This window comes from Mycobacterium sp., from assembly GCF_032159565.1.
Lineage (GTDB): Bacteria > Actinomycetota > Actinomycetes > Mycobacteriales > Mycobacteriaceae > Mycobacterium.
In genome coordinates, this window is the sequence record NZ_JAVHWR010000102.1 from 15,341 (window position 1) to 30,734 (window position 15,394).

Annotated in this window: 5 protein-coding genes; all 5 read right to left on the minus strand. The window is 66.5% G+C overall.

The features are described from left to right. Nucleotides 1-8: 8 nt before the first annotated feature. Nucleotides 9-5,375: an amino acid adenylation domain-containing protein gene (locus QOC76_RS12470; protein WP_526357141.1), complete on the minus strand. Its 5,367-nt coding sequence runs from the start codon at nucleotides 5,373-5,375 to the stop codon at nucleotides 9-11. Next, nucleotides 5,372-10,396 carry a beta-ketoacyl synthase N-terminal-like domain-containing protein gene (locus QOC76_RS12475; protein ID WP_526357142.1) on the minus strand — a complete coding sequence of 1,675 codons (5,025 nt, stop codon included), beginning with the start codon at nucleotides 10,394-10,396 and terminating at the stop codon, nucleotides 5,372-5,374. Before QOC76_RS12475 ends, QOC76_RS12470 begins: the two co-directional genes overlap by 4 nt. Nucleotides 10,397-10,831: 435 nt before the next feature. Then, on the minus strand, nucleotides 10,832-11,692 hold the full coding sequence (locus QOC76_RS12480) for a cutinase family protein (RefSeq protein WP_526357143.1): 861 nt from the start codon (nucleotides 11,690-11,692) through the stop codon (nucleotides 10,832-10,834). Nucleotides 11,693-12,033: 341 nt separating this feature from the next. Then, complete coding sequence (locus QOC76_RS12485) at nucleotides 12,034-14,406, minus strand: flippase-like domain-containing protein (RefSeq protein ID WP_526357144.1); 2,373 nt, start codon at nucleotides 14,404-14,406, stop codon at nucleotides 12,034-12,036. Between the two features lie 23 nt (nucleotides 14,407-14,429). Then, complete coding sequence (locus tag QOC76_RS12490) at nucleotides 14,430-15,281, minus strand: NAD(P)-dependent oxidoreductase (protein WP_526357145.1); 852 nt, start codon at nucleotides 15,279-15,281, stop codon at nucleotides 14,430-14,432. Nucleotides 15,282-15,394 lie beyond the last annotated feature (113 nt).

Here is a 15,394-nt window from a genome sequence, read left to right on the forward strand (position 1 = left end):
CTCCAACCTCAGAATCGGTAGGTGGTGCAGCCGACCTGAAGACCCGAGCCGACAGTGATGATCAAGCCGATATCGCCCGGCTTGACCAGCCCGTGCCGCCGGGCCTGTTGGAGGCCGAGGGGCACCGACGAGGTGAAAGGATCTGCCTCGCCTTGAAATTCGACGAAGCGCATGCTATCGATGCCGATACGGGTGGCCAGCTCGGTGCGATCGCCCGCAGACAGGAACGGTGGAATCACCACCGAAATGTCCGAGCGGTCAAGTCCCTCGAGCTGCAGCAGTTCGTCGACTGCGGCGGGGATGCAGTCCAGGTAGTGGGTCGTCAGCTTCGGTTCGCGGTCGATGTGCAACCAGGTGTGCCCCTGTGCCTGGCGCGTGTATGTGGTGAGCGCGTCGGCGTGCTCGGGGTCGTGATGGAACACGAACCGACCGAAGCCGACGGAGTCGTCGCCGCCAGTCAAAAGCACGGCGGATCCGGTCTGGTCGACGCCGAGCAGAGGATCACCGCTTTCGGCGGTGTTGTTCTCCGTCTCCGCGACCACCACCATCGCGTGGTCGACCTTGCCGCCGCCGATCATCTGGGTGGCGACCTGGCAGGCGTTCAGGAAGCCGACTCCGCCGTTGAGCACATCGAAGGCGAGAGTCTTTGCGCCGTCGGCCCCTTGAATGTCTTCATTGGCGCCGATGTCGCCCGCGATGAACGCGGCGATGGCGGGTTCGCTGATGAACTCGTCACGGTAAACGCCCGCGTGGATGAGCAGGCCGACTTGCGACGGGGCGACACCGCTGGCATCGAGGCACGCCTTGGCGGCATGCACACCGTTGGCCACCGAACCCTGAGTCGTCGACACATCAGCGGGAACGGTACCGACTCCCACGACGCGCACACGCGGTGTCGCGGGAAGCTCTGCGGGCCGCCGGCTGCTCGAAAGACCCACTGCGCGTTGGCCGTTGGATCCGCGGCGCAGCCGGTCAGGCAGGTCGTCGAACGTGTAGAGCGCGGCGCCGACTGTCTGGCCCGACCCGCTGATGCCGAAGACGGTGCGGTCACCGGACTGGATCCGGTTGCTCAGGATGTGATCCTTGAGGGCCACCCAGTGCGAAGTGCTCGCGGTGTTGCCGCGTTCGGTCAAGTTGAAGATGGTGTTGCCGAGATGGGCGGCGGACTTTCCGAACACCCGGTTGATCGCGAGCATCGCATCGTTGAGCGACGATTCCGACGTCTGGTGGATGACGAGGTGGTCGGCACTCTGCGGACGCCAGCCGTGTCGCCGCATCACGGCCGCGACATAAGGCACCGCCGCCCTGACTGCGACCGCTGTTCCCGCGATGGAGTCGGTGAACATGACGGCTCCGCCGTGCGGCCCATCGGTCGTCTTGGCCACGCAGAGCTTGCTGTAGGCGCCGAGGGTGGCCATGTCGATGTCATGGAAGCCGACACGGTCACCTGTGCCACGCTCGAGAATCACTGCCGCCCCGGCGTCGCCGAGGGTCAGGCACGCAAGACGCGAGTCCATCGGACCTTCGATTTCCTTCTGCGCGGTCTCGGTCAGGTGAGTGATGTACTCGCCGCTCACTACCATGGCGCGTTGCACCAGGCCGGTTTTCAGATAGGCGTCGGCGACGTTGATGCCCGTCCACATGCCTGCACACGCGTTGCTGATGTCGAATGCGATCGCGTTGGTCAGTCCGCACCGGTCGCGAAGTCGCGCCGCCGTGCCGGGTTCGAATACGAATTTGTGATCGGGACCGTCGCAGCGAGAGATGTTGCAGGCGATGATCAGATCGATCTCTTCGGGCCCGTAACTCGAGCGGCCCAGGCAGTCGTCCATCGCCTGCCTGGCGAGGTCGATCGAGTACTCGCCCCTGCCGACCACTCGCCGGTTCTTGATGCCGGTCAGGCGCTCCAACGGGATGCCCACCTCAACCGTGCAGCCGGCGAGGACAGCATCGGTCGAGACGATCTCTGCGGGGAGATAGGTCCCGATGCTCTCCACCACCGTGTTGCGCGTCTGCGGGCTGACCGTGGGGGGCGCGGCAACGGCCGGAGTGGGCGCGGCTTGTTGTTCTTCGGCCTCGGGCGATTCGTCATCAGAAGCGTCGACGACATCGAGATCCTCAGCGGGTTCGACGACTGCGTCGGCACCGCGGCCGTATTCGGCTGCCAGATCGGCGATCGTGCTGCACACGAACACCGCCTCTGGGGTGAGCGGCATACCGGCCGCCTCGGCCTTCACGGTTACTTCCATGCTGTGCGTCGAGCAGCCGCCCAGCGCAAAGAAATCGTCGTGCACGCCAACACGTTCCAGCTCGAGGACCTCACACCAGATCTTGGCCAGAAGCTTCTCGGCGTGCGTGCGGGGGGCGACGAATTCCTGCGCTTCGGATGGCGCGGCCTCGGCGGCCGCCACCAATGCACGGCGATCCACCTTCCCGCCCGGCGTGCGAGGCAGCGTCGCCGTCGTGCAGAAGATGGACGGCACCATCGCCGCAGGCAACTGTTCGATCAGGAATCGACGCAGCTCGTTGGTCGTCGGCGCGGGCTGCCCCGCCGCGACCACATGGGCGACCAGCCGGGTGTTTCCGCGGTCGTCCTTGCCCGCCACCACCGCGTTCTCCCGAACGTCGGGGTGCTTGGCCAACGCGGCCTCGACCTCACCGAGCTCGATCCGCACACCGCGGACCTTCACCTGGTCATCGAGACGGCCCAGATACTCGATGTTGCCGTCCGGCAGCAACCGCGCCAGGTCGCCGGTGCGGTACATCAGCTGGCCGGGGTGCTCGGCGAACGGGTCGGGGATGAAGCTCGCGGCCGTCGCATCCGGCTGGTTGAGGTATCCGCGTCCGACGCCTGCACCGGCGATGAACATCTCACCGGCAGCACCGACCGGTACGGGCCGGCCGTGGGTGTTCAGAAGATGCACACGCACATTGGCGATCGGTCGCCCGATCGGAACCGTCGGGCCGGATGCGCCTCTCTTGCAATGGAAATAGGTGGCGGTGACCGCCGTCTCGGCGGGGCCGTACTCGTTCCACAGCTCCGCCTTCAGGGTGGCATGAAAGCGCTGGGTGAGTTCGTAGGGCACCAGCTCGCCGCCGCACGACACCCGGCGCAGAGCCACGCAGTCCGTGACCGCAGGCTGGGCGAGGAAGGATCGCAACATGGTGGGCACGAAAAACGCTGCGGTGACCGACTTCTCCGCGACGGTCTTCACCACGTAGGCGATGTCCTTGTGTCCGTCCGGTTTCGCGATGACAAGCTGCGCACCGGCGATCAACGGCCAGAAGATCTCCAGCACCGAAACGTCGAACGTCACCGGGGTCTGTTGGAAAACGCGGTCGGCGGCGCTCAGCGGGTCGGCTTGCTGCATCCACAACAGCCGGTTGCGGATCCCACCGTGCGTGTTGAGCGCGCCCTTCGGCGCACCGGTAGACCCGGATGTGTGAATGACGTACGCGTTGTCTGCCGACGTCGTGGCGGTCGGCTGCGCCACCGCGTCTTCCTGCAGAGGGACCGACAGCGCGTCGAGGCACAAGAGTTCGCCGGTGAATCCTTCGATGCGATCGATATGGCGCTGGTGCGTGATGCACACCGGCACGCCCGGTGCATTGGCCACAGTGGTGGCAATGCGATTGGTGGGTTGTGTCGGGTCGATCGGCATGAAGGCGCCACCGGCCTTCAGAGCGGCCAGCATTGCGACGACGAGGTCCTGCGAGCGGTCGAGGACCACGGGCACGATCGTGTCCGTACCGACGCCCATGCTCTGCAACCGGTGGGCCAGCGCGTCTGCGCGCCGGTCGAGTTCCGCGTAGGTCATGTCGCGGTCCTCGTAGGTCACGGCGACCGCAGCGGGGTTGCGTCGGGCCGTCTCCGCGATGATCTCGTGCAGACACTCGGGAGCGTCGAAGTGGACCCGGGTCTCATTCCACTCCGCCTGCTGGCGAGTCTCGTCGGCGGTCAAAAACGGCAACTCCGACAACCGCCTGTCGCGATCGGTGACGATTCCGCGGAGCAGCGTGGTGAAGTGGCCCGCCATGCGCTCGATCGTCGAGTCGTCGAAGAGATCGGTGTTGTACTGCAGAGCGCAGATCAACTTTCCGTCCAACTCGCCGACCAGCATCATCAGGTCATCGGGTGCGCCGCCCTGCCCGATGTGAACGGACGTCAGGTCAAGTGCTGTGCCGTCAGCCCCGTGGTCCGTGCCGTCGTGGAAGCGGCGGAACTGCTCCCAGGCGAAGGAGACCTGGAACAGCGGCGCGTGGCTCGCGTCCCGAACTGGCCGTAACCGCTCGACCAACGAAGCGAATGGGTACTCCTGGTGCCGCAGGGCGCCGAGAACCGTCTCCTTGATGCGGCCGAGGAGTTCTGAGAACGTCGGGTCGCCGTGCAGATCGGCACGCAGAACCAGCGGATTGGCAAGGTAGCCAACGAGTTCCTCGAGCCCTGAATATTCGCGGTTGGCGAACGGCGATCCGATGAGCAGGTCCTCCTGCCCGTTGTAGCGGTGCAGGAGGGTGGCGTACGCCGCCAACAGGGTCATGTACGGCGTCGAGCCCGCGCTGCGGCCGGTCTTCTTCAAGTCCGCGGTGAGCCCGGCGTCGAGGGTGAAGCGGTGCACGGCGCCGCGATATGTCTGAGCCACCCGCCGGGGCCGGTCCGTCGGCAACTGCATGATCGGCAACTCGCCGGACAGCTGCTCGCGCCAGTATTCCCAGAGACGTTCTCCGTGCTCGCCCTCGATCAGCTGGTTCTGCCGGTCGACATGGTCGACGTAGCGTTGGGGGCACACCGGTGGCGTCTGCCCGCCGAATTGAGCGGCGTACAGCAGGCGCAGCTCGTCGAGCATGACGTCGATGGACCAGAAGTCGACGGCGATGTGATGCATCACGAGGACCAGCACGTGCTCGTGCGGTCCACGCCGTAGCAGCGTCAGCCGCAGAACCGGGCCGATCTCGAGGTCGAACGGATGGTTCGACTCCCGGCGCAGCCAGTCGTCGAGTTCATGTTCGTCGGGACCGAGGTCGTGCCGGGCCATCCGCACCCGCCAGTGGGGATGCACCAACTGAACCGGTTGGCCGTCACGCACACCGTAAGTGGTGCGCAGCACGGCATTCCGGTCGATGAGCGCCTGGGCGGCCCGCTCCAGCGCGGGGACGTCCAGGTCGCCGCTGATCAAACCCGCGTAGGTGATGGTGTAGGCGGGGCTGCCGGGAGCGAGGTTGTAAAGGAACCACAGCGACCGCTGTCCGAACGACAGCGGATGCGTCGAGGCCGACGACTCCGCGCGTTCACGGAGGAGCCGCGACAACAGCGCACGCTTCTCGTCGGCCGAGAGGCCGGATATGTCCAGGGCCCGATCGATCGTTTTAGTCATTCTCCGCCCTCTCCAGCCTGCAGGACTTCACGAAGCAGGGCGTCGACGTCGTCGTCGGACACGTCGGGCACCTGCGTCAATAGGTCGATCCACCGTTCCCCTGCGAGCGCGCTCGCTTCGTGAGCTCCATTGGGAGTCGCTACCAGGATGTCGGCGGGAAGGGTTTTCTTCGGTTTCCACGGACCTGCTGCTGACACCGTCGAACCGAGCCAATCGGCCAGGCCGGCAACGCTTGGGCCGTCGAGCAATTCGACGGCCGGTACCACGATGCCCAAGTCACGCTCGATCTGCGTCCGCAGTTCCGCGGCCATCAGTGAGTCGACGCCGAAGTTGGTCAGCGGCGACTGGATGTCCAGCAGCGACGGCCTCATGCCAAGCCTGCCCGCGGTCTGGGTCTGTAGGTAGGTCCGCAGGAGCCGTAGCCGCTCGTGTTGATCCGCGCGGTCCAGCCTGACCTTGAGCGCTTCCTCGCTGGGTGCATCGCTCGGTGCATCATCGACCGCGGGCACACCAACGTCGATCCGCGGTTGACTCGGGGTCGCATCGGTGTCGAGGTCGTCCAACCAGAACCGTTCACGCTTCCACGGATACATCGGCGCGGCCGAAGGCCGACGTCTCCACGGGTGCAGTAACTCCCATGCGATCGACTGACCGCTGCTGTAAAGGCCGCCGAGCGAGGCCAGCATGGCTTCGCGCTCGGATTCACCGCGGTGAATGGAAGACACCAATGTGTACTCCGAAACCGCCTCGTCGTGCATCGAGGGATGCGGGCTGATCTCCACGAAGGTGTCGTGCCCCAGCTCGGCCAGCCGGCGGATCGCAGCCGAGATCTGGACGGGGGCAGCCACATTCGCCACCCAGTGCGCGTCGTCGAGCAGTTGGCCGTTCAGTGCGGCGCCGGTCACCGTCGAGTACAAGGGTGTCGTCGCCTCGGCTGGTTGCAGGCGATCGAGCACGGCTTTGAGCTCTGCGCGCCCCACGCGGTCACTTCTGCGTCGGATGAACCGTGTCCGTGTGCAGAGCAGCTGTGCGGCATCGTCCAGGCTGATGACACCCGCGATGTGCGCGGCGGCCACCTCGCCCATGCCGTGTCCTATCACGGCGGCGGGCTGGATGCCCCACGACCGCCAGAGCGCGGCCATGGACACCTGGACGGCGAACACGGCGGCGGCGACGATGTCGACGTCGTCGTCGAGATGCGATTCGGCCGGGTCCGCCAGGATCTCGGTGAGTACCGAGTGCTCCAGGTGCGGCCGCAGGGCGCGGTCGCAGATGGCAAGGGCGTCACGGAAAGCGGGCTCTTCCGCATGGAGTTGCTGCCCCATGCCGCACCAGTGCGAGCCGTCGCCCGTCACGACGAACACTGCCCCCGGCCGCTGGCCGGGACGGCGCCGACCGGACGACAGGGCCGGCTCAGAGGTGCCTTCCCGGAAAGCGATTAGGGCCGCGCGCATTTGGTCGCGCGTCCGGCCGACAGCCGCCAACCGATGGTCATGGTGTGCGCGCCGGGCAGCCGCCGTGTAGCACAGGTCGGCAAGCGGAGCGCCGTCGCCGAGAGCCACCTCATAACGACTCGCGAGCTCGGCGAGGGCCTCCGGTGAGCGCGCGGACAGCGGCAGGATTTCGACGCGATCGCCAACGGTGTCGTCAGGGGAAGCCGTCTCCCGAACCTGCGGCGGCTCCGCCAGCACGACGTGCGCATTGGTGCCACCGAAGCCGAACGCGCTGACTCCCGCAATGGCCCGGCCGCGATCCGGCCAAGGCAGCCGGCGCTCGGCGACCCGCAACGGCAGCGTGTCGAACGCGATGTTCGGGTTGGGCTTCGTGAAATTGAGAGTCGGCGGGATGATCCGATGGCGAAGGGACAACGCGACTTTGATGATGCTGGCGACACCGGACGCGGCCTCGAGATGGCCGATGTTCGTTTTGACCGACCCGATGACGCAGGGATCCTCCGGGGCCCGGCCGTCGGCAAGAACCGCGCCGAGAGCTTCCGCTTCGATCGCGTCGCCCAGCAGCGTGCCGAGGCCTTGGGTCTCCACGTACTGGACTGTGCCCGGCGAAACACCTGCCCGCCGGTAAGCGTCCGCCAGCACCTCCTCCTGAGATCGCCTGCTGGGCGCCATCAAGCCGTTGGTCCGCCCATCCTGGTTCATGGCGCTGCCCCGGATGACGGCGTAGACCTGGTCGCCGTCGGCCAGAGCGCGACTCAGCGGCTTGAGGATGACGATGCCTGCGCCCTCACCACGGACCCAGCCGTCGGCCGCGGCGTCGAAGGTCTTGCAGCGGCCGTCGGCTGCCAACACGCCTGCCTTGGAGAAGTTGACGTTGGGTCCGTCAGTCAGCATCACGTTCACGCCGCCCGCGAGCGCCAGCGTCGACTCGCCGTCACGCAGGCTGCGGCACGCCATGTGGATGGCGACCAATGACGATGAACACGCCGTATCGACCGACATGCTCGGTCCGCGGAAATCGAAGATGTACGAGAGCCGATTGGCGGCGATGCTCATCGAGGTGCCGGTGCCGCTGTAGGCGTCGATGAGGTCCGGTCGGCAGAGCGTGAGGTGCTGGTACTCGGTGGCGGAGACGCCGGTGAACACGCCTGTGCGGCTTCCTGCGAGTTCGTCCGGCACCTGCCCGGCGTCTTCGAGCGCCTCCCACGCCACCTCGAGCAGAAGGCGCTGTTGCGGATCCATTCGCGACGCTTCGCGAGGGGAGATGCCGAAGAACTCCGCATCGAACTGGTCGACGTGATCGAGGAAGCCGCCCGACCGACTGGTCATGTTCGCTGACGACTCGGCGCCCCAACGGTTTTTGGGCGCATCGATCACTGCGTCGGCGCCGTCACAAAGCATCTGCCAGAAAGCCGATGGTCCGTCGGCGCCGGGGAAGCGGCAACCGATGCCGATGATCGCGACGGGTTCGTCAGCGCTGAGGGGCCGGTCTTGCTCGCTTGCGCCGGCGCGGTCGTCCGCGGTGGTATCGCTGGCCAGGTGCCCGGCCAGCAGCTCGATCGTCGGGTAGTCGTACGCAAGGGTGGGCGACGTCTTGCATCCCAGCCACGCCTCCAGCGCGCTCATCAACTGAATGGCCCGCACCGAGTCGAGACCGTAGTAAGCGAACGGTTGGGTGATGTCGATCTCCGCAGCCGACAGGTCCAGCTCGGCGGCGAGCTGCGCGACGAACCAGGCCTCGATCTCCTGTGTGCTGCGCCCAGAAGCTACGGGAGAAGCGTTCTCGACGGGCGCCACGGACGGCCTCTCGCGCTTGACGGGCGCGTGCCACTGCGCGAATGCCTCGAGTTCGCCGTCGATGAACTTCTGCTTGCAGGCGCGCCTGCGGATCTTCCCGCTCGACGTCGTCGGGATGCGCAGCAGATCGACCAGCAGGACCGCGTGCGGCTGGATCTCGTGCTCGGCGGTGATCGCCGTGCGGATGGCGCCGATCACTGCATCGGTATCGGCCTCGGTGATCTTCTCGCGGTCGATCTCCTGCACCACGATGAGCTGCTCTGCGCCGCCGGAGTCGGGAGCGACCGAGAAGACGGCCCCGCGGCCGGTCATCAGACCCGGATGGGTCTCCTGGACCGTGAATTCGATGTCGTTGGGGTAATAGTTTTTGCCGCGGATGATCACCACGTCCTTGAGCCGTCCCGTCACGAACAGCTCGCCGTCGACGACGAAGCCCAGGTCTCCGGTGCGCAGGAACGGGCCGCGTCCGGTGTCTGAGGTATGAGCCCGGAATGTCTCCTCCGTCGCGGCCGGTTTGCCCCAGTATCCGAGCGCGACATTCGCGCCGCCGATCCAGATCTCGCCGACCTCGTCCGGCGCGCATGGCCTGCGGGTGACCGGGTCCGCGATGAGGATCTCCTGGCTGTCGGCCGCGGGGCCGCAGCCCACCACCGAAGCGGCGGCTGAGTGCTCGGGCGCAACTGTTACGACGCGGTGCTCCCGCAGCGCGACTCCGTCCAGGTGCATCTCGATCGGCGCCAGGCCGCGATCGATCGCGCCCGAAACAAAGAGCGTTGCCTCTGCCAGCCCGTAGACGGGACGGAACCTCTCTGAACGGAATCCCGCCGGTGCGAACGCTTCGGTGAACCGTTGCATGGTCGCGGGTCGGACGGGTTCTGCGCCGCTCAGCGCCGAGCTCCATGAGGAGAGATCGAGCGCTGCCCGCTCCTCCTCCGAGCTTCGTTCGACACAGAGTTCATAGGCGAAGTTCGGGGCGACGCTGAAGTCCGCCCGGTAGCGCGAAATGGTCTCGAGCCAACGCATCGGCCGCTGAATGAAGGCGGACGGCGGCATGAGGTAGCAGGTGCCCCCGACGTAGAGGACCCCGAAGACCGCCCCGATGAGGCCCATGTCGTGGTGAAGGGGCAGCCAGCTCACGACACGCACGTTGTCGCCGGGCCCCAGGATCTCGGCGATGTCGCCCAGGTTGGAAATCAGGTTCCCGTGCGTCAGGTGGACGCCCTTCGGCGTGCCCGTCGAGCCGGAGGTGTACTGCACGAACGCCGTGGACCGAGCATCGATTTCAGGGGCGACCCAGCCGGCAGCATCATCGGGCACATCGGTATCGACGGCACACCATCGCAAGGAAGCGCCGTCGGGCAACTCGTCGACAACTGGTTTGAGCTCTTTTTCCACCTCGGCAGTGGTGACCACGAACGCGGCTCTCGCGTCGGCGACGATCGAGGCGACTCGGGAGAGCAGTCGACTGTGTGCCGGCGGATGCACGGGAATCGCGACCGTGCCCGCGTAGAAGCACCCGAAGATGGCGGCGATGAAGTCCAAACCGGACGGGCACAGAATTAGAACACGTTCCCCCGCGGCACCTTGCCGCTGCAAAGCGGAAGCGATTGCTCGTGCCCGGTGGTCCAACTGCCGGTAAGTCAGCTGGTCGGGTTCATCTTCGCCATTGCACGAATAGGCAAACGCGACCTTGTCGCCGTAGCGCTGGGCTCGCCGAATCAGAACGTGTGTCAGCGTTTGCGGTGACGCGGGCCGCACGTCTTCTGGCATATCAATCTCCCACCCGTTGTCTGAGTGTGTCTCCGAGGATCGCGGCCAGTGCCGTCGCTGGTACGCCGCCCTTGTTTAGAAGGCGAAGATGCGCTGCTGACAGGCTCAACGCGGGTAAGCACGCCCTGTCTCAGCGAACTGGCGTTCGCGTCCAAGATCACCGTTTCCGTTGCTAACGTCCGCCACATTCATACCGGGTTATTGACGGTCTCGTTAGAGTTTCAGGACATTCCAACCGGAATGTCAGATTTCGCCGGGATGTCGTCAGATCGCATATGTGGCAATGCCCTTGATGGTCGCTACCTCCATTGCTGCGCGAATCAGCGACGACGTTGCGGTCAGAGAATGCGCAAGCGCCGATGCGGTCCCTTGCCGTCGGAAGCGGACGGCGTGATGGGTCGGACCTAGGTACTACGTGCTAGAGACGCGGATGGTTCAAGCGGGCCCGACGACGCGGCACACCGTCGTACACGAGTAGATCGTCTCGGGTGCGCCCTGCAGATGCGGTTGGGGTTGCGCAGCGGCGGCCGATGGCGGCGGTGCAGCCGGAATCGTCGACAGCGGCGGTGCGGCGGGCGTCGGAAGATGCGGCTGGCCGGCTCCCTGCGGCGTCGCCTCGGCTGGGGGCGTCGCCGTCACCTTGGCGGCGGCGAACGTCGCCGCGTCGTCCACCTTCCCGGTCTCCACATACTGCGTGTGCGCGTTGAAGTCTCGGCCGCTCGAACAGACGAAGTCGTCATCAACACACATCTCGACGGTCTTGCCCGCGTACAGCGGTCCGACCTCGACGTCCGGCTGATTGATCGCCCTCATGAACCGGTCGTTGGGCTTTCCGAACAGTGCGACGGCGGCGACGTGCGTGGCGATGTCGGGCGGCATCGGGTTCGGCACGCCCTCGGGTGCTCCGTCCGGGATCACGTTCGCGGTGACGAACCCAGCCACGGCGGCGCCTTGTGAGAACCCGCCGAGCACGATGTTGGTGTTGGGACAGTTCGCCGCCATGGACTCGACGCGGGCACTGGCATCGCGGACGCCGTCGAGGGCTTTGGGGAAGTCGGTGGTGGCGGGGTAGTCGACCGGATACAGCTCGAGCGTCTTCGTGCCGATGCGAGAACGCAGCCTGTCGACGAAGGCATCGCCGGTGGGTCCGGCGCCGGGTTCCTCGGCGGTACCGCGCGCGAACACCACTTCGACGTCGGGGCACGGCTGCGCGGATGCGGCCGGAATTTCACTCAGCGGAGTCACGCTCGCTGCCGTCACCGCACCGAGGAATATCGCGATTTTGCGTCCCCTCACGGCGCAATGCTGACACACACTGACGACGCCCGCGATTCGAAAATTGAACAGCTAATGAACGCCTTATGAATCGGCCAGCAATAGCTTAGTCATTCGGCGTTGGTGTGAATTCCTGACCACGAGTTTTGGCCGAGTCCTACCGGCCCTGCCTGCACTGCAGCGAAATAATCCCCGGAACCGGGCAATTTCGTCGGCACCCGCAATTGCAACACTCGGCACATCTCTCGAGCGTGCACCCGATGCGAATTGGGGTGCTGTTTCGCCGGCTTCCACGACCACTTTTCCGACGATGGGCGCCGCCCCTCCCGGGCACTGCGCGCGCCCTCGGCGAGCGCCGCCATCTAGATCATGGCTTTCTCGGACAGCCCACGCATCACGAACCAGCCGACGAACACCGGCAGCCAGCATGTCAGCACCCGGTAGAGCAGCACCGACGGGACGGCGATTCCGGCGGGCACCCCGAAGGCTGCCAGACCACCGATCAACGCTGCTTCCACCGCACCTACGCCGCCCGGAGTGGGTGCCGCCGATGCGAGGGTGCCGCCGATCATCGTCACCACGGTCACTGTGACGAAGGAGGCGTTGCCGCCGAACGCTTCGATGGATGCCCACAGCGCCAGTGCTCCGCCGAGAGTCGTTGCAGCACAACCCAGCACGATGAGCGCGAGGCGCCTCGGCTCACTTGCCAGCTCGCGGAGGTCGCGCAGGACCTCCGTGATGCGGGGTCCGACCGTCGCCGTCAGCCACGTCCGCAGCTTGGGCACGACGACGAACGCCGCGATCAGCACCAGCAGTACACCGCCGACGGCGTACACGATCCTCGCCGAGGGAACGAAGTGGGACAGATCTGCCGATGCTCCGGCGAACGCGCTGAACAGGATCAGCAGCGTGATGTGGGTGACCACCTGCACCGACTGCTGCAGTGCCACGGCGGTGGCGGCCCGCAGCGCGCCCAGTCCGCCCTTCTGCAGGAACCGTGCGCTCAACGCGAGTCCGCCCACTCCTGCGGGCGTCGTGGTGGCGGCGAAGGTGTTGGCCACCTGCATCAGGGTGAGGTTGCGGAAGCTCACCAGCCCGTCGGCGCACGCCCACAGCGCCGCCGCCGCACCGAGGTACTTCAACGCGGAGACCGCCAGGCCGAACAGAGCCCACCACCAGTTCGCCGTCCTCAGCTCGGACAAAAACGTCGGCACCGTGCTGATGAACGGCAGCGCGACGTAGACCAGCGCCACGAGCAACACCATCTGCAGAACCTGGTTGCGGTTGAACCGCGTGACCGTCTCTGTCTCGATCTCATCCGCACCGGTCTGCAGTCGCACCTCTTCGCGCACAGCACCGAGCACCGCCTTGGCATTGCGAATCGGCTCTCGAATGCGTGCGGGCACAGCAGCTTTCGTCAGCCGCCGCGACGCCGTCAGGACGGTTTCCTTGCCGAAGACGCCCATCGCCGCGCGCACCGCCGTCGGCGTGTCGTACAGCGCGCTCGTCGTCACCAGCAGCTGCGCGATGTCCGACTGCAGTTGTGTGTCGGTGGCTCCGTACTCGGCGTGGTCGAAACCGCCGAACATCACGGTGTCGCCGTCGACGGTGATCTTGCTGGCGCGCAGGTCGCCGTGGGAGATGTCCTGATCGTGAAGTGTCCGCAGCGATCCCCAGATCCGCGGCACCGGCGTCGTCTCGGTGGCCTCGTCCAGCGGTGCGCCCCGGGCAGGCGTGTGCGCGTAAAGCGTCCACCCTCGATCGAGCGGCGTGACGGCGAGCGGCGTGGTGTTGGCCACTCCGAGATCACCGATGGCGATCGCCATCAACGCGCGGTGCTCGACGACCCGGCGCATCGACGCAACGAACGGCGCGGTTTCGCCGCCGCGCAGGGTGAACTTCCGCCAGAGCTGGCGCAGCGCCCCTCCGCTGCGCTGGTTCGGGCTGTACAACTCGAGTTCCCTGGTGGCGCCGTCGGCGCACGCCGCGGAGAGGAGCAGCGACCCGCGTCCGGCGCGCCGAAGCACGGTCAGCCCGGTCACCGAGCAGCCTCGCCGGCCCATCGCCCGCACGGCGCCCTCGACCGGAACCTCCAGGGCGGGCGTGCCGACGACGAGAATCACCAGCGCGCCGACGAACCAGCCCACCGCAAGACCGAGCAGTGTGCGGGCGGGCACCACGGCGCTGACGACGAGGTGGATGGGCACGAAGGCCAACAGCAGCGCCCACCACCAATGCCGCCACCGCGCGGGCAGCCAGGGACCCGAAACGGTGAGCATCGCCGCGAGCATCGCGATCCAGCGCGGATCGTCGAGGAACTGCGAGAGGAAGGTCTTGGGCTGGTCGGCCAGGTCCCAGTGCCATCGCGGCGCCGCGAAGCCGCCCGGCCGGACCGACAACGCGACCAGCGCGATCACACCGGCCGCCGCGTAGGCGCCCAGCAGCTTCCAGTGCCTGCCGCCGATCAGCCCGATCAGGATCCCGAATGGCAGCACCAGGATCGCTATGCCGTAGGCGAGGTAAACCAGATTGGACTGGGTGGGAGTAAGGACGCCGACGATGTCGGAGATCGACCTCTCCAGCGACACCCAGTCATATCGGGTGATCAGCGAGCTGGTGATGACGACCGCGAGGAAGACGGCCGCCAGCAGCAGCCGGAGGATGTCGCTGGTTCGGCGGGTCAGCGGCTGCAGCAAGCTGCCCGAAACGGTGATGTCCCGGCCGTCGACTCGCACGCCGACTAGTTAACCCGACAGGCTCAGCCGCCATGCACGACAGTGCGCAGCGGTTCGCCGCGCTTCAGCCTGCCGATATTGGCGACGACGTCATCGACGCGGCCGGTGAAGGTGTCGCGTGTGACTCCCGACGAATGCGGTGTCATCAGGAGATTCGGCAGTTCGGCGAATGGCAGATCGGCGGGCGGGCTGACGTCGTCGCCGGCTGGATAGCGGTACCACACGTCGATGGCGGCGGCCCGGATGATGCCGCCCGCAAGCGCGTCGTACAGCGCGCGCTCTTGCACCAGCGGACCGCGGCCGACGTTGGCCACTCGGCCTGAGCCGGTAACCGCGGCGCCGGTGCAGCCGAAGGCGCGGAACAGATTCCACGCGCGCCGGCCGATGTGGCCGAAGCCGACGAAGCCGATGTGGGCGCCACCGAGCGCCCTGGGTTGCGGTATCGCCGCGTCGTACACCGACGTCGCCCAGATGTTGCGGCGCAGTTCCCGGTCCTGCGTGAGGAAGTCGCGGCGCAGCATCACCGCGGCGGCGGCGACGTATTCCGCGATGGACTGCTCGTGAAAGGTGTTGGCCACCAACATGTCGGGCGGTAGCGCGTCGAAGTCGACCTTGTCGGTGCCCGCACCCGCCACGCGGATCAGTTTGAGCTTCTCCGCGGTATTCGCCATCGCCGAGGTGAAGCGGCTCCCGACATAGACGTCGGCGTCCCGCAGATCGTCGGGTGACACGCCGTTCACCTGCCAGCACACCCGCACGTCGGGCAGCGCGGCTTCGAACCGCTCGCGGTGCGGAACCAGGTTGGCGTCGGAGTGTGAACCCCACGTCAGCCCCCACCCATCGCACAGCTGCGCGACGCGCACCGAGCCGGCCATCGTCCAGAAGTGCGGGTCGGCAAGCGCGATGTCGACGGCGTTGGCGCGAATTCGCTAGCCATGCTGGTTGGGCATAAGTTTCTCCTATGTCAAGCCGCTGCCGGTTGGCAAGC

Coding starts and splice junctions, on each gene's coding strand:
- QOC76_RS12470 (WP_526357141.1), bottom strand. CDS start 5,375: ATGACTAAAACGATCGATCGGGCCCTGGACATATCCGGCCTCTCGGCC.
- QOC76_RS12475 (WP_526357142.1), bottom strand. CDS start 10,396: ATGCCAGAAGACGTGCGGCCCGCGTCACCGCAAACGCTGACACACGTT.
- QOC76_RS12490 (WP_526357145.1), bottom strand. CDS start 15,281: ATGGCCGGCTCGGTGCGCGTCGCGCAGCTGTGCGATGGGTGGGGGCTG.